Genomic DNA, 23204 nt, shown 5'->3' on the forward strand with positions numbered 1-23204 from the left:
GCTCCGCCGCGACCGCCGCGGTCGTTCACGTCGCTGTCGGCTCTGTCGGCTCTCTCCTCCCCGGCACCCCACGGACGGGGCGGTAAATCCCCTTCCACCCGGCGGGCCATGGCCCGTGAGAGGGACCCCTGTGCTCCGACGCCGGCGGTCGCCCTCTCCGGCAACGACGCGTAGCTCGTCCACCCTGTTCGCCGTCGGCAGCCGTCCCGAAGGCTTCGCCGCACTCCAGCGCGGCTCCGCCTGAGCGCGAGCGCCTCTCGCCGCACCGCCACAGCGGACCACTCAAGACCTCGAACCCAGCCACGTCCGGCTGATCGTCGCCCACCTCACCTCAGACCTCTTGGAGTATTGTCATGTCCACATCCATCCACCGCGGCACGTTCCTCGCGCTGTCCATCGCCATCGCCGCCGGTGCCGCGATCGCCCTGCCCAGCGCCGCCTACGCCGCGGCCCCGGCCGCCACCGCGCAGTCCGCCGGGGTCGGCGCCGTCGGCGACACCCCGTTCACCCCCACCGTTCCCCACCCGGCCACGGCGACGGCGGAGCAGCTTGCCGCAGGCGCGAAGGCCGCCGGCATAGCCGCTCCCGGCATCGACTCCTCGGGCCTGGCCGCGGGGGGACAGATCACCCGCAACGAGGTGCTCAAAAGGGCACAGACCTGGATCGACGCGGGCGTCCCGTACAGCGAGTACTTGTACCACACCGATGACAACGGCAAGTACCGTCAGGACTGCTCCGGTTTCGTCTCCATGGCGTGGGGCCTGCCGTCCAGCTCCGCCAACAACTACGGCGAGACCACGTGGACGCTGCCCAACTTCGCCACCGAACTGGGCGGCTTCGACGACCTGCAGCCCGGCGACATGCTCGACGACATCAACAGTCACGTGGTGCTGTTCAAGGGCTGGAAGGACTCCAGCCACACCACCGCCGTGATCCTCGAAGAGGCTCACCCCGGCACGAACGCCCGGGAAGACAGCAGCTACTACACGCGCAGCTACCTGTCCTCCAACGGATACAAGCCCTTCCGTTACAAGAACATCAGCGACGCGCCGTCTCCCGTGTTCACGCAGACGGCGGCGGCCGACTTCAACGGGGACGGGCAGGCGGACATCGTCGCCAAGGACGCCTCCGGCACGTTGAAGATGTGGACGCACAACGCGGGGGGTTACTTCAACAACGCCAAGGACGTGACCGGCGGCTGGAACTTCACCCAGACCGTGGCGGGTGATGTCAACAGCGATGGCAAGGCCGACCTGATGGCCCGTGACGGGTCGGGGAACCTCAAGCTCTGGCTGGGTCGGGGTGACGGTACGTTCGGGGCCGCGAAGCAGGTCACGTCGGGGTGGGAGTTCACGCAGACCGCCGTGGGTGATGTGGACGGGGACGGCAAGGCGGACGTCGTCGCCAAGGACTCTTCCGGCAACCTCAAGGTCTGGGCCGGTCACGGTGACGGCACCTTCGGAGCCGCCCAGCAGCTGTCCTCGGGCTGGAACTTCACCCAGACCGTCCTGGCGGACTTCAACGGGGACGGGCAGGCGGACATCGTCGCCAAGGACGGCTCCGGCACGTTGAAGATGTGGACGCACAACGCGGGCGGCTACTTCAACAACGCGAAGGACGTCACCGGCGGCTGGAACTTCTCCCAGACCACCGCCGCCGACTTCGACGGCAACGGCAAGGCCGACCTGATCGCCCGTAACGACACCAACGGCGACCTGACCATCTGGGCCGGCCACGGCGACACCACCTTCGGTGCCCCCAACAAGCTCACCTCCGGCTGGTAACCCCCGCCCCCGCCCCACCCGCCCCGCCCGCCGCCCGGCCCACCCCCGGGCGGCGGGCAACCCACCTCCCCGCGCACACAGCCGCTCGTCACCCAGCCGGAAGGCCCCCTGTCATGCCCATCGCCCACCGCCTCGCCCGCTCCGGAACCATGGCCCTCCTCGGTCTCGCCCTCACCACCGGAACCGCCCACGCGGCCTCGGTCAGCACATGGGACAAGGTCGCCCACTGCGAAAGCACCGACAACTGGAGCATCAACACCGGAAACGGCCTGTACGGCGGCCTCCAGATAACCCTGGACAACTGGCAGCACTACGGCGGAACCCAGTACGCCGCCCGCCCCGACCTCGCGACCAAGAAGCAGCAGATCCTCATCGCCGAGAAGATCCTCAAGGCCCAGGGCCCCGACGCCTGGACCTGCGCACCGGGGACCGGTCTGGCGACCGACACGGCCAACCCGTACCCCGAGGACAACGTTCCACCCGCGGTGTTCACGCAGACGGCGGCGGCCGACTTCAACGGGGACGGGCAGGCGGACATCGTCGCCAAGGATGCCTCGGGCACGTTGAAGATGTGGACGCACAACGCGGGCGGCTATTTCAACAATGCGAAGGACGTGACCGGCGGCTGGAGCTTCACCCAGACCGTGGCGGGTGATGTCAACAGCGATGGCAAGGCCGACCTGATGGCCCGTGACGGGTCGGGGAACCTCAAGCTCTGGCTGGGTCGGGGTGACGGCACCTTCGGAGCCGCGAAGCAGGTCACGTCGGGGTGGGAGTTCACGCAGACCGCCGTGGGTGATGTGGACGGGGACGGCAAGGCGGACGTCGTCGCCAAGGACTCTTCCGGCAACCTCAAGATCTGGGCCGGCCACGGTGACGGCACCTTCGGAGCCGCCCAGCAGCTGTCCTCGGGCTGGAACTTCACCCAGACCGTCCTGGCGGACTTCAACGGGGACGGACAGGCGGACATCGTCGCCAAGGACTCCTCCGGCACGTTGAAGATGTGGACGCACAACGCGGGCGGCTACTTCAACAACGCGAAGGACGTCACCGGCGGCTGGAGCTTCTCCCAGACCACCGCCGCCGACTTCGACGGCAACGGCAAGGCCGACCTGATCGCCCGTAACGACACCAACGGCGATCTGACCATCTGGGCCGGTCACGGCGACACCACCTTCGGTGCCCCCAACAAGCTCACCTCCGGCTGGTAACCCCCGCCCCCCGCCCCACCCCGTCCCGTCCGCCGCCCGGCCCACCCCCGGGCGGCGGACGACCCGTTGACGAACTCCTCCGTAGAGCCGAGAGACAGGACCCCCATGCCCCGCAGAAAACACCGCCTCGCCACGGCGCGAGCAGCAGCGACGATCACCGTTCTGGGGCTGGCCGCCACCGGTCTGACGAGCGCGAGCGCGAGTGCGAGTGCTGCCGAGGCCGTGTACCCACCCGTCAACCGGGTCTTCAACAACACGGCCATCAGCGCGGACGGCAATCCGTCCACCGCGGACTTCGACGGATACGGCAACAGCCTGTCCGCCACCGCCCTCGACAGCGCGGGGTGGACCCAAGGGGCGCACATCACCGTCAACGGCACGGTCTACACCAGGCCGGACGTAGCCCCCGGCCAGCCGGACAATGTCGTCGCCGCAGGCCAGACCCTGTCCGTCACGGGCTCCGGAGACGCCCTCGGGTTTCTGGCCGCGGCGACCCACGGCCCCGTGTCCGGCAGCGGCACCCTCACCTACAGCGACGGCAGCACCTCCGCCTACACCCTCTCGGCGAACGACTGGTCCACCGGCAACGCGACGGCCGCCGCCGTCACCCTGGGCCGTTCCAACTCCCCTACGGGCCAGCAGACCCGCCCCGTCAGCCTCTACGCGGTCACCGTCCCCCTCACCCGGGGCAAAACCCTGGCCTCCGTCACCCTGCCGAACACCTCGGGCCCCACCCCCGGCACGGGCCCGGCGCTGCACGTCTTCTCCCTCGGCGTTCGCAGCACCCCGGCCGCACCCGGCGGAAGGGCCTGGACGGGGAGCTGGGCCACCTCCTTCGGCTCGGCACCCGCGGTTCCCCAGTCGCCCGACTGGAAGGACCAGACGCTGCGCATGGTCGTCCACCCCCACACCAGCGGCGGTACCGCCCGGATCCGCTTCGCCAACACCTTCTCGCCCGCCCCCGTCAAGCTCGGCCACGTCACCGTCGCGGGGCAGCAAGCCGGAGCGGTGGCCGCCCGGACCCCGGTCTCCCTGACCTTCGGGGGCAGCGGGCAGGCCACCATCCCGGCGGGCGGGGAACTCGTGAGCGACCCCGTCGATTTCCCCGTCACCCCCGACCAGGACCTCCTGGTCAGTGTCCACCTGCCGGACTCCGTCACCGCGGCCCCGATCCATTCGTACGCCCTGGCCACCTCGTACACCACCAGCCGTCTGGGCGGCGACCACACGTCCGACACCAGCGGAACGGCCTTCACCGGCTCCTTCTCCTTCTGGACCCTGCTCAGCGGCGTGGACGTCGCCACGAGCGGGAACCCCGGGACCGTCGTCGCCCTGGGAGACTCCCAGACCGACGGCGCCCACACCACGAAGGACGCCAACCACCGCTGGCCCGACCACTACGCCGCCGCCCTGAACGGGCGCGCCTCCGCCCCCGGCGTCCTCAACGCCGGTATCTCCGCCAACCGGATCCTGCTGGACCGCACCGACCAGGCCGGCCCCAGCGCCCTCACCCGCCTCGACCGCGACGTCTTCGCCCAGCCCAACGCCAGCGCCGTCGTCCTGTACGAGGGCGTCAACGACATCCTCCTCGGCAACGCCGACGTCAGCGCCCTGAAGGAGGGGATCCAGCGCATCGCCGCACAGGCCCGGGCCCGCGGTCTGCGCATCACCGTCGCCACGCTTCCCCCGTTCGGCGGCAACAGCGCCTACAGCGACGCCCACGAGAACGTGCGCCAGGGCATCAACGCCTACATCCGCACCACCCATGACATCGACGCCTACACCGACTTCGACCTCGCCACCCGGGACCCCGACGTCCCCAGCCGTCTCCAGGACGCCTATGTGGACCCGGCCGACCACCTCCACTTCAACGACCTCGGTACCAAGCACCTCGCCGACACCCTCGCCGCCGGCGCCAACGGCATCCCGCCGGCCATGTCCCAGACAACGGCCGGCGACTTCAACGGCGACGGCATCGCGGACCTCGTCGCCTGCCACGACGCCACCGGCACACTGAAGATGTGGCTCGGGCGAGGCGACGGCACCTTCTCCTCACCCACCGACGTCACCGGCGGCTGGCGTCCCTTCACCCAGACCACCGCCGCCGACTTCGACGGCGACGGCAAGGCCGACCTCATGGCCCGTGACGGCTCGGGGAACCTGAAGATGTGGCTGGGCCGGGGTGACGGTACGTTCGGGGCCGCGAAGCAGGTCACGTCCGGGTGGGAGTTCACGCAGACCGCCGTGGGTGATGTGGACGGGGACGGCAAGGCGGACATCATCGCCCGTGACTCCTCCGGCAACCTCAAGATCTGGGCCGGCCACGGTGACGGCACCTTCGGAGCCGCCCGGCAGCTCACCTCGGGCTGGAACTTCACCCAGACCGTCCTGGCGGACTTCAACGGGGACGGGCAGGCGGACATCGTCGCCAAGGACGGCTCCGGCACGTTGAAGATGTGGACGCACAACGCGGGCGGCTACTTCAACAACGCCAAGGACGTCACCGGCGGCTGGAACTTCTCCCAGACCACCGCCGGAGCCCTCACCAAGGACGGCCACGCGGGCCTCATCGCCCGAGACGACACCACCGGAACCCTGAAGGCCTGGGCGGGCCGGGGCGATGGCACCTTCGCCTCCGCCCGCGACCTCACCGGGGGCTGGTAGGAGGCCGCGCGCCCCGGGAGCACGGGCCGGCTCCGCCGCTCACTGGGTGCTCGCGGAGGGACGGACCACGATCTCGTTGACGTCGACCTCGGGCGGCTGGGAGACGGCGTAGGCGATGGCGTCCGCGATGGCGCCGGCCGGCAGCGCGACCGAGCGGTAGCTGCGCATCGCCTCCCGGGCGGCCGGATCCGTGAGGTGGTCGGCGAGTTCGGACACGGTCACCCCGGGGGAGACCACCGTCACCCGGACGTCGCCGGCGGACTCCTTGCGCAGACCCTCGCTGATCGCGCGGACGGCGTACTTGGTGGCGCAGTAGACGGCGGCGGTGGGCACGACCTCGTACGCTCCGACGGACGCGACGTTGACGACGTGCCCGCCGCCCTGGGCGCGCATCCCGGGGAGCACGGCGGCGATCCCGTGCAGGACGCCCCGCACGTTCACGTCGATCATCCGGTCCCACTCCCGCGTCCGTAGCTCCTCCAGCGGCGAGAGCGGCATGACGCCCGCGTTGTTGACCAGCACGTCCACCCGCCCGTAGCGCTCGCGGGCGGCCCGGACGAACCCCTGCACATCGGCGAGGTCGGTGACGTCCAGCCGGCGGGCCTCCGCCGTGCCGCCGCTGGCGGTGATCTCCCGGGCGATCCGCTGGAGACGCTCGGTGCGGCGTGCTCCGAGGAACACGCGGTGGCCGTCGGCGGCGAGCCGGCGGGCGGTCGCCTCACCGATCCCGCTGCTCGCCCCGGTGACGGCGACGACCTTGGCCATGTGGGTACTCAACATCCCGGCTCCCTCTTTCTCGGCAGGGCACCGACTCTGCGCCGGGCGCCGCGCAGCCACCAGGCCGCACCCCGCCTGGGTGCGGCACACCCAGGCACCGCCCGCGGCCGGCGCCCTAACCTTCAGGTCATGACCGGCAACCACCTGGGTGAGTTCCTGCGCGCACGCCGCGCCTCCGTCCGACCGGACGAGGTCGGCATGGCGAGCCACGGCCTGCGCCGGGTACCGGGGCTACGGCGCGAGGAGGTGGCCGTCCTGGCCGGCGTGAACGCCGACTACTACACCCGCCTGGAACAAGGCCGCGAACGCCACCCCTCGCCCCCCGTCGTGGACGCCCTCGGCCGCGCCCTGCTCCTCGACGCCGACACCGCCGCCCACCTGCACCGGCTGGCCGGCACGAGCCCGGCCCGCCCCCACCGCACCGACATGCCCCGGGCCGACCCCGCCCTGCGGACGCTGATCGACGGCTACCCCGACACCCCCGCCTTCGTCATCGCCCCGACCCTCGACGTCCTCGCCGCCAACGCCCTCGCCGAAGCCCTCTACGCCCCCTTCGACCCGGCGGACAACCTCGCCACGATGGTCTTCCTCGACCCGGCGAGCCGCCCCTTCCACCCCCGGTGGGACCACACGGCCGAAGCCGTCGTCGGCCACCTCCGCGAAGCCGAAGGCCTGCATCCCGCACACCCCCGGCTGCGCGTCCTCGTCGACGGACTGCGCGCACGCAGCGCGGACTTCGCCCGCCTGTGGAGCACCCACACCGTCCGCGCCAAGACCCGCGCGGCCAAGCACTTCCTCCACCCCGACGTCGGCGCCCTGCACCTCACCTACCACGCCTTCGACGTACGGGCCGCCCCGGGCCAGCAGCTCGTCGTCTACCAGGCGGAGCCCGGCAGCCCCAGCGCACAGGCCCTGCGCCTGCTCGGCTCCGTACACGCCACACCGACACCCGCCGCCGCGAGGTACTGACGTCGCCGCCTACGCCTCCAGCAGACCGGGGACCGGTCGCGGCCGCCCCTCGGCGTCTATGGCGACGAAGGTCAGGCGGGCCGTGGCCACGTCGGTCGCGGGAGTGGTGGTGGCGTTCCAGCGTTCGGCGGTGACGCGTACGCCCACCGTCATCGAGGTGCGGCCGGCGCGTTCGAGGAGGGCGTGGACGGTGAGGAGGTCCCCGGCGCGGGCCGGGGCGAGGAAGGTCATGCGGTCCACGGAGACCGTCACGGCCGGCCCGTCGGCATGGCGGCCGGCCGAGGCCGCGGCCGCGTCGTCGATGAGCTTCATGACGACGCCTCCGTGGATGGTGCCGTAGAGGTTGGTGTCGTGCTCGCTCATGATGTGGGCGAGGGTCACCCGGGAGTCGGCGGGCGCCTTGTGGGCGCGGGAGCCTGCGGTGATGTCCGTGGTCACGGAACTCTCCTTCGCGAGTCGTGGCTCGACCCGACGGCGTTCGGGGCGCGAAGGAGCGGCGGGCACGCTGTGCCCGCTGCCGCCGGCCCGCCCACGAGGCCCTCGGGTCTCCGTACGCGCTCGTCGCGCACGGGCAGCGGGCAGGTCTTCGGACTCGCGGACACGCCTGCCGGTCTCCCGGCGGGCACCTACTGGCCGTCGCTTCCCAGGACCGGCTCCGGTCCCAGTGCGTATGACGGCGGTCGTTCCCGCTCACCGCTGCGGGGCAGTCCCGGATTCCCACCGGGTTCCCTCTTACGACGCACCACGCCACGGAGTTGACGGGGGGCGAACCAGCTGCGCCCTCACCTTACGCGGTCTCCTTCCCCGGGCTGCCGGTGTGGTGCGAACGGGTGATGTGCGGGCCGGGGGAGGGGATGAGGTTCCGGCGTATCGATTCGCCTCCGGTGCGCTGCTTCTAAGGTCGCTGACAGTGCTCAGAGCGAGCGTCGTCGTGCGTCCAAGGCAGCCGGGAGGCCCCGTGTCCCAGTCCGTGTCCGATTCTCCGCGGCACCGCATCTTCGCCATGCTGGATGTCGATGGTGACGGTGTGGTGACCCATGACGAGTACCTCGGACGGGTGGAGCGGGTGGCGTCGGCCATGGGCCGCGACACCTCGCACCCGGTCGTCGTGGCGTCGCGGGCGGCGCACGAGGCGGTCTTCGCGGACATGGACGGTGACCACGACGGCCGGGTGACCTTCGAGGAGTACCGCGCGTGGGTGGGGCATGACGCGTTCGAGCGCTCCTGCCGGCCCGCGCTGGGCTCCCTGTTCGACATCGCGGACGCCGACGGCGACGGGCGCCTGGACCGTGCGGAGTTCACCCGCATGCGCACGGCGGCCGGAAACGCCGAGTCCGACGCCGCGGCGGCCTTCGACGGCCTGGACGTCGACCGTGACGGGCTGATCGACCGGGACTCCTACCTGGCGGGGATCAAGGCGTTCGTCACCACCGGTACGTCGCCCATGGCCGCCTCGTACGGCACCGGCCGCCCTGTGCCCGACACCGTGCGCTGAACCCCGCCCGGTGTCACGCCGCACTTTCCAGGATGCTTTTGAGCGTGGCCAGTTCGGTGTCCACGAGGGCCGTCTGCGCGTCGAAGTAGGCATCGGTGAAGGCGGGCGGCTGGAAGAAGGTCATCATGAACTCCGCTCCGGTGCCGTTGGCGACGACGCGGGCCGGGACCTGCCAGGACGCCTGCTCCTCCACGTAGTCGTGGTCGAGGAGACCGAATGCGGCGTTGGCGCGGATGCGGAGCCGGGCGGGCCCGTGCGGGGTGGCCATCAGCCACCAGTCGGGGTCGTCGGTGGGTTCGATGGCCTTGACGTTGACGACGGCCCAGGCGGGCCAGTTCGCGGGGTCGCGGAGGTAGGCGAAGACCTCCGCGGCGGGACGGTCGATGCCGACGGTCTTGGTCACCGAGCGGGCGGTGGCGTGGGGGGTGTTCATGGCGGGGCCTTTCCGGGGGCAGGGGGGTCGGGTGGGACGTCGCCGACCAGACCGCGGATCCAGTCCTCCAGCAGGAGGCGCCGGGCCGGGTCGAGGTGGGCGAAGAAGTGGGCGTCGTTGAGATCGGCGATCTCCGCCAGGCGCGGTGTGAGGTCGCGGCCGGCCTCGGTGAGGGTGAGCCGCATGATGCGCCGGGATCCGGGGTCGCTCTCGCGGGACATCAGCCCCTTGGCGATCAGCCGGTCGACCAGGCGGGAGACCGCGCCGGCGTCGATGCCGACGTAGCGGGCCACCTCCCGGGTGGTGCTGGCGTCGTCACGGTGGACGGTGATGAGGACCGCCCACTGGGAGACGGTCACCCCGTGTTCCGCGAGTTGTTTCTCGAAGCGGCCGTGGACCTCGTCGGAGAGCCGGCGCAGCCAGTACCCGAGGTGGTCGCGAAGACCGCTGCTTGATGCTGTCACCCTCCCAGCATCATTGTCGAGACAACTGTTGTCAAGACAACGAATGCCAGGCACTCTCCGGTCAGGGCCTGCGCACCTCGTACAGGAAGCAGCCGTACTCCACCGCCCGTACGTGGACGAGGGCGACGTCCGGGGAGGCGAAGGCCGTGCGCAGGGCCTGGTCCACGGCCGCCTGCGACTGGGCGGGATCGTCCGGCAACCGCACGATCGCGCCACCGGTGATGTGGCCCGCAGTGTCGTAGCGGCGGAAGGCGCGCAGCGCTCCGGTCTCGGCGAACGCATGGCCGGAGACCGGATCCGGGCCCTCACAGCGGCCGGAGTGGACGAAGACGGGGCCGGTCTCGTCATAGGCTCCCGGGTCGCAGCCCACCTCCGCCGCCCACCTGCGCAGCGGAGCGTACGACACCAGCGAGATCCGCTCATCGGCGCGGCTCCGGCGCAGACAGCAGCGCAACGGTGCTCCTGCCGCGTCAAGGGCATAGGGGCGAGGGACGACACCGGCGTCGTCGTGGTCGCGGAGCTCCTGGAGGACGTGGGGGGCGATGGCCAACGGGCGGTAGGTCAGTGTGGTCATGCGCCCAGCCTGCGCGACGTGGTCCGCGGACGCTGGCCGGAATCCGACCACGAGCTCGATCGCACGGGCATGCCACTCCCCGTCCGGGTTTGTGCGGAGCGCCCCGGGGCACGCGCGGCACGAGCAGGAGCGTTCGCGGCCGGAATCCCGAACGCCACAGGCCGAACCCCACAGGCCGGACGCCACCCCCTGACATGGGAGGACACGTGTCGCCCCCTGAAGGCCCGTACGCCCGGATCGAGGACGAGGTGGCCTCGCGCGCCGGCAGGCTCTGGGACATCGGTTGCGCCCTGCACCGCGACCCCGAGCCCTCCTACGCGGAGCATCGGGCCTGCGCCCTGCTGAGCGCCGAGCTCGAACAGGAGGGCTTCGCCGTCGAACGGGGCACGGCCGGACTGCCGACCGCGTTCGTCGCCCGCTCCGGCAGCGGCGAAGGGCCTCGGGTGGCCCTGCTCATGGAGTACGACGCCCTGCCCGGCCTGGGGCACGCGTGCGGGCACAACCTGATCGCGGCCGCCGGGCTGGGCGCGGCGGCCGCGGTGCGGGCGGCGCTCGGTGACGCACCGGGCACGGTGCTCGCCGTGGGCACACCGGCCGAGGAGCGCGGCGGCGGCAAGGTGGCGCTGGCCTCGGCCGGGGTCTTCGACGGCGTGGACGCCGCTCTCATGTTCCACCCCGGGGTGCACAGCTGGGCGTGGGCGCCGTTGACCGCGCAGCGCCAGGTCCGGGTCGGCTTCCACGGCCGCGCCGCCCACCCCACCGGCAACCCGACGGAGGGCATCGACGCGCTCGCCGCCCTGATCCAGCTGTTCAACACCACCGCCGTACTGAGCAGGCGGCTCCCGCCCGGCTCGCACCTCCAGGGCATCGTGACGCACGGGGGCGAAGCCACCAACGTGGTGCCCGCGTACGCCGAGGGGCTGTTCGGGCTGCGCGGGGCCACGACGGGCGCGCTCGACGAGCTGGCGGCGGAACTCGCCTCGTGCGCCCGGGGGATCGCCACGGCGACACGCACCACGGCCGAGGTCACCCCGGTCGGCGCCGGATACCGGCACTTCCGCAACAACCGGGCGCTGTCCGACCGGTTCGCCCACCACATCCGGCGGGCCGGAATCGAGGTCGGCAGTCCGGCGCCCGGTGTGTACCTCGGATCGTCGGACATCGGTGACGTGAGCCACCGCGTTCCGGCCATCCACCCGTTCGTGGCCATCATGGACGAACCGGGCTCCGACCACACGGCCGGCTTCGCGCGCGCCGCGGCCTCCGCGCGAGGGCGGCGGGCGATGCTCGCCTCGACGCGGGCGCTGGCCTGCACGGCGGCGGACGTGCTGAGGGACGCCGCGTTGCAGGAGACGGCCTGGGCCCAGCTGCGACATCAGGCGGCGACGGGCACCTGATCCCGGAGGGGCCCGTCTCGGCTCTTGGGTCCTACGTCTCCGACGGCGGCGCGTCGCTGCTGTCGCGCTGCCGTCGGCGGTGCTTGCGCATGGACACCTGGGAGCCGCAGCCCGTACTGCAGTACAGCCCCGCACCGTTGCGGGTGCGGTCGAGGAAACCGAAGTGGCACGGGGGGTTCCGGCAGGCCTTGATGCGCCCCCAGTCGCCGCTCTGCGCGAACGTCGTCACCGCGGCCAGTACGGTTCCGAACACCCGCGGCACCCCCGTCTGTGGCGAGGCCAGCTCCACACCGCCGGCCGTGACCACCGGCGCCAGGGGGTAGAGCGCCCCCACGCGGCGCAGGTGCCGCTCGGCGCGCAGCAGCGGCTCACCGAGGCTCTCCTCATCGCCCGAGTGGGCGAGCAGCAGGGTCACCAGGGCATCGCGCAGCTCCCGTGCGACGGCGGCGTCGGCGTCGGTCACCACGGTGTCGCCGCCGAACTCCTCGCGCTCCGCCAGCCATGCCGCGAACGCGTTCCCGTCCTCGAACAACTCCCGGCGGCCCGATCCGTCCGCGCGCGTGTTCACGAACGCGAGAACGGCCTCCACCGTCGGCGTGACGGTGCGCGGGCTGGGTCTGGGGGATCCGGATGCCGCAGTGATCATCACCCCACGATACCTCAGAGCGACCGCACTAATCCGACTAGTGGGCAACCGACATCTCGATCCGGGTTGACTCGTTGCGAGCTAACGCCTTACGGTCGCAACATGAAGAAGGCATCCAACTCCCAGTCCCCCCACCGCACATGGCTGATCACCGGCGCCACGTCCGGCATCGGCCGCGCACTCACGCTCCAGGCACTGGAGAACGGCGACACCGTCTCGGCCCTCGCCCGCGACACCTCCCCCCTGGACGAACTGGCCGGAGCGCACGGCGAACGCCTGCTCCTCATCCAGGCGGACGTACGCGACGAGCGGGCCGTCCGTGACGCGGTGGACGGCACGCTCGCGCGGTTCGGCCGTATCGACGTCGTCGCCAACAACGCGGGCTACGGACTGTTCGGAGCCGTCGAGGAGGCATCCGACGCGCAGGCCCGCGCCGTGTTCGACACCAACGTCTTCGGAGTGCTCAACGTCCTCCGCGCCACGCTGCCGGTGCTCCGCGCCCAGCGGTCCGGGCACATCCTCCAGGGCTCGTCCGTCTACGGGCAGACCGCCCACCCGGGCGTGGGTCTGCTGGCCGCCACGAAGTACGCGGTCGAGGGCCTGTCGGACGCGCTCGCGGCCGAGGTCGCACCGCTCGGCGTCAAGGTCACGCTCATCCAGCCCGGGATGACCGCGACCCCCTTCCTCGCCAACCTCGACGTCGCAGCCGGGCTGGGCGACTACGACGGGACCGTCCGCGAGGTCCAGAAGGGCATCGCGGAGCTGCCGGCGTCCGCGTTCTCCACCGCGGAGCGGATCGCCGCGGGCATCCGGGCCGCGGTCGACAGCCCCCACCCTCCCCTGCGCCTGGCCCTCGGCACCTCCAGCGCCACCGGCATGCGCGCCGCCCTGGAGGCACGCATCGCCGGCCTCGACGCCTGGCAGCACGTGACCGACGCGGTCGACGGGCAGGAGGCCGCGCACCCCGCCGGGAGGTGAGACCCGGTGACCTCGGGGCCGGTGACCTCGGCGCCGCGGGGCTCGCTCAGGCGTGCGGCTCCGCGGCGCCGGGGGGAGCGCTCGCGCGGGGCGCCGTGAGGTACTCCAGCGTGCCGGTGATCTCCAGGAGGCGGTCCAGCCGTACGGTCCGCGCGTCGAGGTGGAGCCCCGCGCCCGCCGTGCCGGTGCGCCGGCGGACCATCAGCAGGGCCGCCAGGCCGCTGGAGTCGACGGCGGACAGCCCGGCACAGTCCAGCCGCAGGTCGCGCGGCGCGGGATGCGCGGAGAGCGCCCGGTCCACGGCCTCGACGAGGAGGTCGGCGTGGAGGTGGTCGAGGTCGCCGCTCAGCTCGATGCGCACCGTGTCGTGCGAGGCGGAGTACGTCAGGCCGAGGGCGGCGGGGGGCGTGCTCGTCATTCAGCGGTCCCGGCAGTGGTGAGGGGCGTACGGGTCAGGCGGGCGGCTCCGGCCCGCAGGGTGGCGGTGGCGCGGGGGAAGTCCTGGAGCTCCCGCTCCAGGAGCTCCAGCGCCGGCGGCAACGAGGCGGCGGGGACCCCGCGGGCGTCCAGGACTCCGGCGGTCCACACCAGGAAGTCGCAGAAGAGGTCCTCGTCACCGGTGTAGAGGGAGGCGGCGAGGAAGTCGACGATGTGGGAGAGGTCCTCGGCGGTGCGCTCGCGCTGGACTTCCGTGTAGGTGCGCATCGCCGGGTGGGTGGCCTCCAGTCGGTGGAACACGGAGGCCACCAGCCGCGGACGGCCGCGGGCCACCAGCGTGTACTCCTGGTCGCTGAGGTGGGGCAGGTCGTCGATGGCCTGGTGGCCCGGCCGGACCCGCGGCAGCGGGCCGGCCAGCTCATCGGCGGCGGCCCGGGCGTCGGGTGCCCAGCGGTCCGCGCCCAGCAGGCGGGCGTAGCGGCCCCCGGGGCCGAACGCGGCCCCGCCCACGATCACGGGGGTCCCGACGGCCTGGCAGGCGGTGATGGTGGCGTGCGCGGCGGGCAGCCGGGTCGCGAGGGAGCCGGAGAGGGCGACGGCGTCCGGGCCGGTCCGGTGCAGGTGTGCGACGAGGTGCGGGGCGGTGACCTGCGCCCCGAGGTAGTCGACGCGCCAGCCCCTGATGCGCAGTACCTCGGCCAGGAGCCGGGCGGGCAGGGCGTGCCATTCGCCGTCCACACAGGCCACCGTGATCCGGCCGCGCGTCGGCGCCGTGTGCACCGAGCGGTGCAGGGCGATGGCCGTGACGGCCCGGTCGTTGATGGCGGTGGCGGCGTGTTCCTGGGCGACGGTGATGCGGTTGCCGGCCCATTCCCGGCCGACCCGCCCCTGGACGGAGGCGATGACATCGAGCAGGAGGTCCTCCGCGCCCATGCCCCCGTCCAGCGCGCGGACCACCGCGGCGATCGTGGCGGCCTCGTCGAACGCCATCACCGACTCCCACACCCGTGCACGGAGTTCACCCGACGCGGACGCCGACGCGGACGCCGACGCCGGCGCCGGTGCCGTGGTCTCGTACGGGCTCACGCGGTGAACCGTCCGCGGGTGTGGCCGTCCACGGCACTGAGGTGATGGGTGCGCGGGGCCGAGATGACCACCACCGCCATGTCGTCGTGGCGACCCGCCCCCACCCACTGGGAGGTCAGCATCTGCACGTGCTCCACCACCGCCTCGGCGGGCATCGCCGCGCACTCCGACAGGGCGCGGCGCAGCCGCTCCTCCCCGAACATCACACCACCCATGGGCCCTCCCCGCGCCTCGCTGATTCCGTCGGTGTACAGCACGCAGGTATCCCCGGGGGCGAGCGTCACACGCGCCGTCTCCGTGGTGATCTCGGGCAGCGCACCCACCAGGGTGCCCTTGGTACGCGCCTCCTCCACCCGGCCGTCGGAGCGCAGGATCAGGGGCGCGGGGTGTCCGGCGCTCGTCAGGCGCAGCCGTACGGCGTTGCCCTCCCGGGCCGCGGAGGCGAGGACCATGGTGGCGAAGCGGGCGTTCTCGGAGTTCAGGAGCGAGGTGTTGAGCAGGCTGAGCATCCGGTGGTGGTCGTCGGCCATCGGCAGAAGCGCGTGCAGCGTGTTGCGGATCTTTCCGGTCATCACCGCGGCCTCCAGCCCCTTGCCGCACACGTCGCCGAGGACGACCAGCGAGGGCGCGCCCTCATCGGCGGCGGGGTGGACGTCGTAGAAGTCGCCGCCGACCCGCTCGTGGTCCCCCGACGGCCGGTAGCCGCCGGCGTACTCCACCCCGGAGACCTGGTGCAGGGCGGGCGGCAGGAGCTCGCGCATGAGGGTGTCGGTGATCGACGCCTGCTCCGCGTAGAGCCGGGCGGCCGACATCGCGGCGCCGGCCCGAGCGGCGAACAGGCGCGCGAACACCTCCTCGCCCTCGGTGAACGCCGTGGCGGCGCTGCCGCGCAGCAGCACCAGGGCGCCTGCGGGCACCCCGTGCCCGGGCAGGGGCGTGATGACGATCGACCCCACGGCGTCGAGGCCGTCCGGCACCAGCCAGGCCGGCGCGGCCGCCGGGTCGATCCACCGGGAGGGGACGGGCGGGAAGCCCTGGAGCGCCTCGGCCAGCCCGGGCACGTCCCCGGGGTCGACGGCGGCGCGGGACACGGACGGGCCGCCGCCGCGGACGCACGAGACGACGGGGAGCTCGCGGCCCCGTGCGGAGGCGATCACCAGGGCGGCGTCGGCGAGGTGGTCGGCCGCCATCTGCGCTGTGACGTCCATGCAGCGGTCGAGGTTCAGGGACGAGAGCAGGAGGTTGGAGGAGCGGATCAGGAACTCGGTGCGTTTGCGTTCCGTCCACAGGGCCTCCCGCGCCAGGCGGTGGTCGGTGTCGTCGACCAGCCACCACACGACCGTGCCGTCGTCACGCGGAGTCGGGTGCGCCTCGTAGGAGCGCTCGCCGACCCGCCCCTGGACGGTCCCGGCACGGGCCTGCGGGCGCTGGGCGGGGAGGGGGGTGGTGCAGCGCGCGTGCGCCGACACCAACCAGCCGGGGACCGCGTCCGCCAGGGGCGAGCCGGGGCGGGCGTCCGGGAACACCAGCCCCGCCGCCTCGTTGGCGTGGACCACGACCGCATCGGCGTCGGCCACCAGCACCGGGTAGGGGGCCTGGCTCCACGGCCGGGCGGCCGCGGGCGGGTTCGACGTCGTCTCGGTGGTAGGAACCAAACGTTGAAGGCCCGCTGCGCGGGCCCCTCACCTCTTCATCACGTCGGAAGGACCTCGGAAAAACAGTTGTCCTCCGGCAACCATCCTCCATGGACCGTCCGCCGTGCAACCGGGCGTGACGGCGACGGCGGTGACATGCTGACCACCACCCGACGTCCCCGCACGGGGCGTCCCGGTACGATCCGTACGGTGATGGGCAGGCGATGAGCATGAACCACCCACCCCCGCCGTCCCCCCTGGGCTCGCAGCGGCACCGCGACGAGGGCGTCGGCGGCCGGCACACCGCACCGCCGCCCCCCTCCGCGGCCGCGGCCCGGGAACTCGTCCGCGCACTGCTGCTCCGCGCGGGGGCCGACCTCGACAGCGTCCCCGCCGCCGACGCGCTGCTCGTCACCTCGGAGCTGGTCTCCAACGCGATCCGGCACGGCCACGGCGTCACCGGTTTCCGGGCCGACCTGGCGGACGGCCTCCTGCGCCTGTCGGTCGCCGACGCCAACCCCCGCCCGCCGACGGCCCGTACGGGGACGGCCGACCACCCCGGCGGGTACGGGTGGCCCCTCGTCCAGCGCCTGGCGGAGCGCGTCGACTGCAGCACCCGTGCCGACGGCAAGACCATCACGGCGGCGATCCGCCTGAGCTGACCGCACCCGGCGCAGTGCCCGCGGCCCCGTCCGGTTCAGGCCGTCCTGGTGGTGAAAGACTGCGGGGACGGCAGCCGCAGCGGCTCCGCGACCGCGGCACAGAAGGCCGCGAGCCCCGCCGCCAAGGCGGCCCGGGAGGCCTCCGGCATCCCGGCCATCGCCTCGGCCAGCACCTCCTGCCGGCGGGTCCGCAGTCGTTCGAGGTACGTCAGGCCGGCGGGGGTCAGCCGGAGCAGTACCTCGCGGCGGTCGTCGGCCCCCGGGTGGCGTTCGAGGAAGCCCACGGCCTGCAGGCGGTCGCAGAGCCGGGTGACGGACGGCGGGGCCGCCTCCAGCAGCCGGCCCAGCTCGCGCAGGTTCAGCCGGCCGTTCGCCTCGACGAGGAACAGCACCCGGGCCTGCGCGGAGGAGACCGGCGGGACACTGGCGGTGTCCCGGCCCCGCTCCCAGACCACCCCCAGCAGCTCGATCAGTTCGCTCATCTCCGCCACGGCCGGGGCGCCGGACCCGGAGGAGCCGATCGACCGCTGACTCATGTGACACTCCCTACCGGACGTACGCGCGGCCCTTCCTCGACGGACCGGCGGCTTCGTCGTCCCCATCTTGGCAGTTGCGAGAGAGACAGGTACGGGGCCGGTGACTGAAGTCGTACACGGCGGGGGCGGCGCGGGTGGCGGGGGCGTGGAGCGCGCGCTGCGCGGCGCCGCTCCGCACGAGGTGTTCGAGGAGGTCCGGGGCATCCTGGCCCGCGACCACGGCGCGGCCGGGGCCGAGCTGCTGATGGCCGACTACGCCTCGGACTGGCTCCAGCCCGTCACCGCCCGGCCCTTCACCTCGGATTCCGTTTCGGCGTACAACGGGGCCGAGGGCCGTGCGTTCGGCGCCCAGGAGCCGTACGTGGTCTCCGGGGGGAGCGGGAGCACCGTGCACCTGCCGGTGACCGTGCGCGGCGACCGGCTCGGGGTCCTGAGCGTCCGCTTTCCGGCCGGCGTCCCGGTCGGCGGACTCCTCGGCCCGCTGCAGGACGCGGCCGACGCGCTGGCCCACGAGATCCTCGTCGCCGACCGCGACACCGACTTCTTCCTCCAGGCGCGCCGGGCCAGAAGACTGACCCTGGCGGCCGAGATGCAGTGGCAGCTGCTGCCGGGGCGCTCCTGTTCCCGGCCGGAGTACGACCTCGGGGCCCAGCTGGAGCCCGCCTACGCGATCTTCGGCGACAGCTTCGACTGGTCGGCCTCCGCCGACCACCTGACGCTGACCGTCAACAACGGCATGGGCGAGGGCGTCGAGGCGGCGCTGCTGACCGGTCTGGCCGTCAGCGCCCTGCGCAACGCCCGGCGGGCCGGCCTCGGCCTCGCCGACCAGGCGGCCCTGGCGGACCAGGCCCTCTACGGTCACTACCAGGGGCGCCGGCACCTGTCGATGCTGCTGCTCCGCTTCGACCTGGACACCGGCGAGGTCGAGGTCGTCGACGCCGGTTCGCCCCGGCTCTGGCGGCTGCGCGGAGGCACCGTGGAGCCGGTCGCGCTGGAGGCGCAGCTGCCGCTCGGCATGTTCGAGGACACCGTGTACACCTGTCAGCGCTTCCAGGTCCTGCCGGGGGACCGGCTGGTCGTCCTGAGCGATGGGGTCTACGACGTCCTCTCCCCGGCGGGAGAACCGTATGGCCTGCACGCCCTGACCAGGGCCGTCATGAGCACGCGGCTGCTGCCGCCCTCTCAGGTGCCGAGGGCGCTCCTGGAAGAGCTGCCGGGGTACCGGGGCGGCGTGGACGCCGCCGACGACGCGATGGTCGTCTGTCTGGACTGGCACGGCCGGCCCGGCCCGGAGCCCGACGGCCGCGGGCGGTAGCGCCGGGGCCGGTCGCGCCGGGAGCCGGTCGCGTCGGGAGCCGGTCGCGTCGCACGGTGGCACAGTGGTGGCATGCCCCGCCCCGGCCGCTCCGGCGCGCACGAGGACCCGGCCGCGGTCCTCGCCGCCGCGGCGGACCTCCTCGCGGTGCTGCACGCCCGGGGGCAGGACGGTGTGACACCGGCGGTGTCGCCGTCGCAGCTGCGGGCGCTGCTCGCCGTCGAGGGCGCCGAGGGCATCAACCTGCGGGCCCTGGGCGAGGTGCTCGGATCCCGTCCGCCGTCGGTCACCCGGCTCTGTGACCGGCTGGAGGCCATGGGACTGCTCACCCGCTCGCCCCACCCCCTCAGGCGGCGCGAGGTGGAGGTGCGGCTCACACCCAGGGGACGGACGCTCCTGGACGAGCGGCGGGTGATCCGGCTGCGGGAGCTGTCGGCGGTGCTCGGGCGGATGGCCCCCGGGGCGGTGGACGCCCTGGTGGCGGGCCTGCTGGCGTTCCGGGAGGCGGCCGTGGGCGGCTCCCCGGCCGACGGGCTGCCCCCCGCGGACGAAGGGGCGGTTTCCGGTCAGGTCGGGTGACGGTAGAATCGTTCGCTCCATAAAATATTGCCTAACGGCAAATGATCACCCTAGGCTTGTCCGACGCAATCACGCGTCCGCCGGGCGTCCGCCGTCCGAGATGAGAAGGGACAGACCCGACGCCATGGTGAGCACGTCCGGGCTCGGGGCCCAGCGCCCGGGCGCCCCCACCCCGCAGCAGCCGGTGATCCGGCCCCGCGAGGCACCGTCGCCGGATCCGGACGACTCCCTGGCGCTGTGGAACGGCGTACCGCCGCAGGTCCTCCTCATCGAGGACGACGAAGGCGACGCCGTGCTCGTCGAGGAACTCGTCCAGGACAGCGGCACCGAGGTCCACCTCGCCCGGGCCCGCTCCCTCACCGACGCCCTCCGCCTGCTGGAGACCACGACCCCCGACTGCGTCCTGCTGGACCTGCACCTTCCCGACGCCCAGGGCCTCGACGGGCTGAGGAAGGTCCTCGCCCTGTCCGCCGAGACCGCGGTCGTCGTCCTGACGGGCCTGTCGGAGGAACGGGCGGGGCTGACGGCCGTCGCGGCCGGAGCCCAGGACTACCTGGTCAAGGGACGCCTCGAAGCCGACGTCTTCATGCGGGCCATCCGCTACGCGATCCAGCGCAAGCGCACCGAGCTGGCCGCCGTCGCCCTCCAGGCGGGCCGGCTGCGCGCCGAGGAGAACGCCCGCCTCGAACGCGGACTGCTCCCCACCCCCCTGCTGCTCGACGACGCGGCCGACACCGTCACCGTCTGCGCCCGCTACCACCCCGGACGCGCCCAGACACTGCTCGGCGGTGACTTCTACGACGTCGTCCAGACCCCCGACGGAGCCACGCACGCCGTGGTCGGCGACGTGTCGGGCCACGGCCCCAGCGAGGCGGCGCTCGGCGTCTGCCTCCGCGTGGCCTGGCGCTCCTTCGTCATGGCCGGAGCCCGCGGCGCCGAACTGCTCGCACTCCTGGAGCGGATCCTGGTGGCCGAACGATCAGGACCGGAGACCTTCGCCACCCTGGTCTCCCTCACCCGTCCCGCAGGCACCCGCGCCGTGTCCGTCCAGCGCGCCGGGCACCCCGGTCTCCTGGTCCGCTCCACGGGCGGCGTGGAGCTGCGCACCGTCCCGGGAGGTCCCGCGCTGGGCATCCTGCCGGGCTGGGGCGCCGGCTGGCCCGTCAGCGAGGTCGCGGTGGAGGAGGGCGGCGCCGTGATGCTCTTCACGGACGGCCTGATCGAGGGACGCGTCGGCCCCGGCTCCGACCGCCTCGACGAGGAGGGACTCCTGGAGATCGCCCGCAAACACGCCGACCTGCCCGCGGAACCGTTCGTCGACACCCTCATCCGGACGGCGCAGGGCCTCGCCGCCGACTGGGGCGGCCTGGCCGACGACGTCGCCGTCCTCCACCTCGAATGGAACCCGAGCCCGTGACCTCCCCCGCACAGCCCGCCGCGCCCCCCGCCGGGCGAGCCCCGGACCGCCACGGACCGAGTCTCCGGGCCTGGCTGACCACCGTGCTGGTCGTGCTCGCCCTCATGGTCGCCGGCACGGGAGCGCTCGGTGCCGCCCTCCTGTCCCGCACCACCACGGCCGGGAACCGGCTCGTCGACGAGATCCTGCCCGCCCAGCGGGACGCCCTGCGGCTGGAGACGGCCCTGCTGGACCAGGAGACCGGGGTCCGCGGCTACCTGCTGGCCCATGAGCCCGCGCTCCTGGAACCGTACGAACGCGGCCTGACCGACGAGAACGGGGCCGCCCACCGCCTGACGACGGTCCTCGACGGCGACGACGGCGTACGCCAGGACCTGGCCGCCGTGCAGGAGGCCGCCCGGGCCTGGCGGGACGCCTTCGCGGCCCCGGCCATCGCCTCCGTGGAGAACGGCACCACCCCGCCCTCCGCCCAGGCCGGAAAGGACCGCTTCGACGAGGTCCGCCGCCGGGTCGCCGCGCAGCAGGAACGCCTGGACCGCCTCCAGAACGACGCCCGCACCACCTTCGGCGCGGCACGCGCACAGCGTGACCGCGTCCTGCTGGCGATCGTCGTGGCCTTCCTGCTCGCCGGCTCGGCCCTCGCCGTACTGCTCCACGTGGGCGTCCTGCGGCCGCTCGCCCGGGTGCGCACCGCTTCCCGGCGCGTCGCGGACGGCGCCCTCGACGAGGAGATCCCCCTGTGCGGCCCCTCCGACCTGAAGGCCCTGGCCCGGGCGGTGGAGGCCATGCGGCACCACACCGTGGCCGAGCTGAACGCCTCACGGCGCAACGCCGAGCGGCTCGACCGCACGGCCGCCGAACTGGACGCGCAGGCGGTGGAGCTGCGCCGTTCCAACGCCGAGCTGGAGCAGTTCGCGTACGTGGCCTCGCACGACCTCCAGGAGCCGCTGCGCAAGGTGGCCTCCTTCTGCCAGCTCCTGGAGAAGCGGTACGGGGACCGGCTCGACGAGCGCGGCACCCAGTACATCGCCTTCGCCGTCGACGGGGCCAAGCGGATGCAGGTCCTCATCAACGACCTGCTGACCTTCTCCCGGGTGGGCCGTGTCCAGGACACGCGCGAGACGGTCGCCATGGACACCCCCCTGGACCGGGCCCTGCGCAACCTGGACGCCGCCGTGGAGGAGAGCGGCGCGGAGATCGTCCGGCCCGAGCGGCTCCCGGACGTGGTGGGCGACCCGACGCTGCTGACGATGCTGTGGCAGAACCTCGTGGGCAACGCCGTCAAGTTCCGCTCTCCCGACCGGGCCCCGCGCGTGGAGGTGGCCGTGGCCGACGACCCCGCCGCGGAGCCGGGCTTCCACACCTTCAGCGTCACCGACAACGGCATCGGGGTCCCTGCCGAGTTCGCCGAGAAGGTCTTCGTCATCTTCCAGCGCCTGCACGGCCGGGAGACCTACGGCGGCACCGGCATCGGCCTCGCGCTCTGCAAGAAGATCGTCGAGCACGCGGGAGGACGCATCCGGATCGACACGGGCCACCGCGAGGGCACCCGGATCCTCTTCACCCTCCCGCTCGCCGAGTCCGCCGCCGACACCGATTCCCCCGCGCCCGCGCCCGCGCCCGAGCCCGAGCCCGTACCCGTACCCACCGAAGGAACCGCCCGATGAGCACTCCCACCGGCCGGCCCCACGCCGCCCCCGCCGAAGTCCTGCTGGTCGAGGACGACGCGGGCGACGAGCTCATGACCCGGGAGGCCTTCGAGGACAACAAGATCGGAAACGTGCTGCACGTCGTGCGGGACGGCCTGGAAGCTCTGGACTTCCTGTACCGCCGCGGCGAGCACACCGAAGCCCCGCGCCCCGACCTGATCCTCCTCGACCTCAACCTGCCCAAGTACGACGGACGGCAGGTCCTCGAACGGATCAAGACGGATCCGGAGCTGAAGCACATCCCCGTGGTCGTGCTCACCACATCGGCGGCCGAGGAGGACATCCTGCGCAGCTACAAGCTGCACGCCAACGCCTACGTGACGAAGCCGGTGGACCTCGACCAGTTCATCCGGGCGATCCAGCAGATCGACGACTTCTTCGTCACCGTGGTCAAGCTCCCCCGCGCGACGTGAGGCCGTCGGCCGGCCACGCGGAC

General features: G+C 72.9%; 23 protein-coding genes and 1 riboswitch. Of the genes, 13 read left to right on the forward strand and 10 right to left on the reverse strand.

Annotated features, from left to right (window positions below; translation table 11 throughout):
* The first annotated feature begins 353 nt into the window (after positions 1-353).
* The 3 genes from ACZ5NJ_RS04780 to ACZ5NJ_RS04790 all read left to right on the forward strand — a co-directional run bounded on the left by ACZ5NJ_RS04780 (position 354) and on the right by ACZ5NJ_RS04790 (position 5659).
* Complete coding sequence (locus tag ACZ5NJ_RS04780) at positions 354-1784, forward strand: C40 family peptidase (protein WP_468762762.1); 1431 nt, start codon at positions 354-356, stop codon at positions 1782-1784.
* 113 nt (positions 1785-1897) lie between these two features.
* Complete coding sequence (locus tag ACZ5NJ_RS04785) at positions 1898-2995, forward strand: FG-GAP-like repeat-containing protein (protein ID WP_468762764.1); 1098 nt, start codon at positions 1898-1900, stop codon at positions 2993-2995.
* 105 nt (positions 2996-3100) lie between these two features.
* Positions 3101-5659, forward strand: coding sequence for an FG-GAP-like repeat-containing protein (locus ACZ5NJ_RS04790; protein ID WP_468762766.1), 2559 nt, complete (start codon positions 3101-3103; stop codon positions 5657-5659).
* 39 nt (positions 5660-5698) lie between these two features.
* Here the strand turns inward: ACZ5NJ_RS04790 and ACZ5NJ_RS04795 are convergent, their stop codons facing one another.
* Positions 5699-6439, reverse strand: a complete 741-nt coding sequence (locus ACZ5NJ_RS04795; RefSeq protein ID WP_468762768.1) for an SDR family oxidoreductase — start codon at positions 6437-6439, stop codon at positions 5699-5701.
* Positions 6440-6565: 126 nt separating this feature from the next.
* On the opposite strand from ACZ5NJ_RS04795, the gene ACZ5NJ_RS04800 reads away from it, so the two are divergent.
* Positions 6566-7405, forward strand: coding sequence for a helix-turn-helix transcriptional regulator (locus tag ACZ5NJ_RS04800; RefSeq protein ID WP_468762771.1), 840 nt, complete (start codon positions 6566-6568; stop codon positions 7403-7405).
* A gap of 9 nt (positions 7406-7414) precedes the next feature.
* On the opposite strand, the gene ACZ5NJ_RS04805 is transcribed toward ACZ5NJ_RS04800, so the two are convergent.
* Positions 7415-7843: an acyl-CoA thioesterase gene (locus ACZ5NJ_RS04805; RefSeq protein ID WP_468762773.1), complete on the reverse strand. Its 429-nt coding sequence runs from the start codon at positions 7841-7843 to the stop codon at positions 7415-7417.
* 122 nt (positions 7844-7965) lie between these two features.
* Positions 7966-8195: riboswitch (cobalamin riboswitch) on the reverse strand.
* Positions 8196-8408: 213 nt separating this feature from the next.
* Here ACZ5NJ_RS04805 and ACZ5NJ_RS04810 point away from each other — a divergent pair.
* A complete protein-coding gene (locus ACZ5NJ_RS04810) occupies positions 8409-8900 on the forward strand; it encodes an EF-hand domain-containing protein (RefSeq protein WP_468762775.1) in 492 nt (163 codons plus the stop codon).
* 13 nt (positions 8901-8913) lie between these two features.
* Here ACZ5NJ_RS04810 and ACZ5NJ_RS04815 read toward each other — a convergent pair whose 3' ends face one another.
* The 3 genes from ACZ5NJ_RS04815 to ACZ5NJ_RS04825 all read right to left on the reverse strand — a co-directional run bounded on the left by ACZ5NJ_RS04815 (position 8914) and on the right by ACZ5NJ_RS04825 (position 10371).
* Positions 8914-9333: an SRPBCC family protein gene (locus ACZ5NJ_RS04815; RefSeq protein ID WP_468762777.1), complete on the reverse strand. Its 420-nt coding sequence runs from the start codon at positions 9331-9333 to the stop codon at positions 8914-8916.
* Positions 9330-9797, reverse strand: a complete 468-nt coding sequence (locus ACZ5NJ_RS04820) for a MarR family winged helix-turn-helix transcriptional regulator (RefSeq protein WP_468762779.1) — start codon at positions 9795-9797, stop codon at positions 9330-9332. The genes ACZ5NJ_RS04815 and ACZ5NJ_RS04820 overlap by 4 nt, the downstream gene beginning before the upstream one ends.
* Positions 9798-9858: 61 nt before the next feature.
* Positions 9859-10371, reverse strand: coding sequence for a DUF1203 domain-containing protein (locus ACZ5NJ_RS04825; protein WP_468762781.1), 513 nt, complete (start codon positions 10369-10371; stop codon positions 9859-9861).
* A 206-nt stretch (positions 10372-10577) separates the two neighbouring features.
* Here ACZ5NJ_RS04825 and ACZ5NJ_RS04830 point away from each other — a divergent pair, with 206 nt between their 5' ends.
* Positions 10578-11768 carry an amidohydrolase gene (locus tag ACZ5NJ_RS04830; RefSeq protein ID WP_468762783.1) on the forward strand — a complete coding sequence of 397 codons (1191 nt, stop codon included), beginning with the start codon at positions 10578-10580 and terminating at the stop codon, positions 11766-11768.
* 31 nt (positions 11769-11799) lie between these two features.
* On the opposite strand, the gene ACZ5NJ_RS04835 is transcribed toward ACZ5NJ_RS04830, so the two are convergent.
* Positions 11800-12414, reverse strand: a complete 615-nt coding sequence (locus ACZ5NJ_RS04835) for a CGNR zinc finger domain-containing protein (RefSeq protein WP_468762786.1) — start codon at positions 12412-12414, stop codon at positions 11800-11802.
* 102 nt (positions 12415-12516) lie between these two features.
* Between ACZ5NJ_RS04835 and ACZ5NJ_RS04840 the strand changes: the two genes are divergently transcribed.
* Positions 12517-13392, forward strand: a complete 876-nt coding sequence (locus tag ACZ5NJ_RS04840; RefSeq protein ID WP_468762788.1) for an SDR family NAD(P)-dependent oxidoreductase — start codon at positions 12517-12519, stop codon at positions 13390-13392.
* 46 nt (positions 13393-13438) lie between these two features.
* On the opposite strand, the gene ACZ5NJ_RS04845 is transcribed toward ACZ5NJ_RS04840, so the two are convergent.
* Genes ACZ5NJ_RS04845 through ACZ5NJ_RS04855 form a run of 3 tightly spaced genes read right to left on the reverse strand, consistent with a single transcriptional unit; the run spans position 13439 to position 16499 of the window.
* Positions 13439-13810, reverse strand: a complete 372-nt coding sequence (locus ACZ5NJ_RS04845; RefSeq protein ID WP_468762790.1) for an STAS domain-containing protein — start codon at positions 13808-13810, stop codon at positions 13439-13441.
* Complete coding sequence (locus ACZ5NJ_RS04850; RefSeq protein ID WP_468762792.1) at positions 13807-14916, reverse strand: cobalamin B12-binding domain-containing protein; 1110 nt, start codon at positions 14914-14916, stop codon at positions 13807-13809. Before ACZ5NJ_RS04850 ends, ACZ5NJ_RS04845 begins: the two co-directional genes overlap by 4 nt.
* Complete coding sequence (locus ACZ5NJ_RS04855; RefSeq protein ID WP_468763151.1) at positions 14913-16499, reverse strand: PP2C family protein-serine/threonine phosphatase; 1587 nt, start codon at positions 16497-16499, stop codon at positions 14913-14915. Before ACZ5NJ_RS04855 ends, ACZ5NJ_RS04850 begins: the two co-directional genes overlap by 4 nt.
* Before the next feature lie 281 nt (positions 16500-16780).
* Between ACZ5NJ_RS04855 and ACZ5NJ_RS04860 the strand changes: the two genes are divergently transcribed.
* A complete protein-coding gene (locus tag ACZ5NJ_RS04860; protein ID WP_468762794.1) occupies positions 16781-17212 on the forward strand; it encodes an ATP-binding protein in 432 nt (143 codons plus the stop codon).
* Between the two features lie 35 nt (positions 17213-17247).
* On the opposite strand, the gene ACZ5NJ_RS04865 is transcribed toward ACZ5NJ_RS04860, so the two are convergent.
* Positions 17248-17748, reverse strand: a complete 501-nt coding sequence (locus ACZ5NJ_RS04865; RefSeq protein WP_468762796.1) for a MarR family winged helix-turn-helix transcriptional regulator — start codon at positions 17746-17748, stop codon at positions 17248-17250.
* A 100-nt stretch (positions 17749-17848) separates the two neighbouring features.
* Between ACZ5NJ_RS04865 and ACZ5NJ_RS04870 the strand changes: the two genes are divergently transcribed.
* The 5 genes from ACZ5NJ_RS04870 (at position 17849) to ACZ5NJ_RS04890 (ending at position 23181) form a co-directional block, all read left to right on the forward strand.
* Complete coding sequence (locus ACZ5NJ_RS04870; protein WP_468762798.1) at positions 17849-19063, forward strand: PP2C family protein-serine/threonine phosphatase; 1215 nt, start codon at positions 17849-17851, stop codon at positions 19061-19063.
* 72 nt (positions 19064-19135) lie between these two features.
* On the forward strand, positions 19136-19642 hold the full coding sequence (locus ACZ5NJ_RS04875) for a MarR family winged helix-turn-helix transcriptional regulator (protein WP_468762800.1): 507 nt from the start codon (positions 19136-19138) through the stop codon (positions 19640-19642).
* A 124-nt stretch (positions 19643-19766) separates the two neighbouring features.
* On the forward strand, positions 19767-21059 hold the full coding sequence (locus tag ACZ5NJ_RS04880; protein WP_468762802.1) for a PP2C family protein-serine/threonine phosphatase: 1293 nt from the start codon (positions 19767-19769) through the stop codon (positions 21057-21059).
* A 104-nt stretch (positions 21060-21163) separates the two neighbouring features.
* Positions 21164-22726, forward strand: coding sequence for a sensor histidine kinase (locus ACZ5NJ_RS04885; RefSeq protein WP_468763153.1), 1563 nt, complete (start codon positions 21164-21166; stop codon positions 22724-22726).
* On the forward strand, positions 22723-23181 hold the full coding sequence (locus tag ACZ5NJ_RS04890) for a response regulator (RefSeq protein ID WP_468762804.1): 459 nt from the start codon (positions 22723-22725) through the stop codon (positions 23179-23181). The genes ACZ5NJ_RS04885 and ACZ5NJ_RS04890 overlap by 4 nt, the downstream gene beginning before the upstream one ends.
* The last annotated feature ends 23 nt before the right edge of the window (positions 23182-23204 follow it).

This window comes from Streptomyces sp. NPDC032091 (assembly GCF_055580265.1).

What these genes read in the sequence shown, in the direction of transcription:
- ACZ5NJ_RS04835 (WP_468762786.1), bottom strand. Translation starts at nt 12,414, where the DNA reads ATGATCACTGCGGCATCCGGATCCCCCAGACCCAGCCCGCGCACCGTC.
- ACZ5NJ_RS04815 (WP_468762777.1), bottom strand. Translation starts at nt 9,333, where the DNA reads ATGAACACCCCCCACGCCACCGCCCGCTCGGTGACCAAGACCGTCGGC.
- ACZ5NJ_RS04785 (WP_468762764.1), top strand. Translation starts at nt 1,898, where the DNA reads ATGCCCATCGCCCACCGCCTCGCCCGCTCCGGAACCATGGCCCTCCTC.
- ACZ5NJ_RS04880 (WP_468762802.1), top strand. Translation starts at nt 19,767, where the DNA reads ATGGTGAGCACGTCCGGGCTCGGGGCCCAGCGCCCGGGCGCCCCCACC.
- ACZ5NJ_RS04800 (WP_468762771.1), top strand. Translation starts at nt 6,566, where the DNA reads ATGACCGGCAACCACCTGGGTGAGTTCCTGCGCGCACGCCGCGCCTCC.
- ACZ5NJ_RS04860 (WP_468762794.1), top strand. Translation starts at nt 16,781, where the DNA reads ATGAACCACCCACCCCCGCCGTCCCCCCTGGGCTCGCAGCGGCACCGC.
- ACZ5NJ_RS04825 (WP_468762781.1), bottom strand. Translation starts at nt 10,371, where the DNA reads ATGACCACACTGACCTACCGCCCGTTGGCCATCGCCCCCCACGTCCTC.
- ACZ5NJ_RS04890 (WP_468762804.1), top strand. Translation starts at nt 22,723, where the DNA reads ATGAGCACTCCCACCGGCCGGCCCCACGCCGCCCCCGCCGAAGTCCTG.
- ACZ5NJ_RS04885 (WP_468763153.1), top strand. Translation starts at nt 21,164, where the DNA reads ATGGTCGCCGGCACGGGAGCGCTCGGTGCCGCCCTCCTGTCCCGCACC.
- ACZ5NJ_RS04865 (WP_468762796.1), bottom strand. Translation starts at nt 17,748, where the DNA reads ATGAGTCAGCGGTCGATCGGCTCCTCCGGGTCCGGCGCCCCGGCCGTG.
- ACZ5NJ_RS04840 (WP_468762788.1), top strand. Translation starts at nt 12,517, where the DNA reads ATGAAGAAGGCATCCAACTCCCAGTCCCCCCACCGCACATGGCTGATC.
- ACZ5NJ_RS04810 (WP_468762775.1), top strand. Translation starts at nt 8,409, where the DNA reads ATGCTGGATGTCGATGGTGACGGTGTGGTGACCCATGACGAGTACCTC.
- ACZ5NJ_RS04790 (WP_468762766.1), top strand. Translation starts at nt 3,101, where the DNA reads ATGCCCCGCAGAAAACACCGCCTCGCCACGGCGCGAGCAGCAGCGACG.
- ACZ5NJ_RS04795 (WP_468762768.1), bottom strand. Translation starts at nt 6,439, where the DNA reads ATGTTGAGTACCCACATGGCCAAGGTCGTCGCCGTCACCGGGGCGAGC.
- ACZ5NJ_RS04845 (WP_468762790.1), bottom strand. Translation starts at nt 13,810, where the DNA reads ATGACGAGCACGCCCCCCGCCGCCCTCGGCCTGACGTACTCCGCCTCG.
- ACZ5NJ_RS04780 (WP_468762762.1), top strand. Translation starts at nt 354, where the DNA reads ATGTCCACATCCATCCACCGCGGCACGTTCCTCGCGCTGTCCATCGCC.
- ACZ5NJ_RS04875 (WP_468762800.1), top strand. Translation starts at nt 19,136, where the DNA reads ATGCCCCGCCCCGGCCGCTCCGGCGCGCACGAGGACCCGGCCGCGGTC.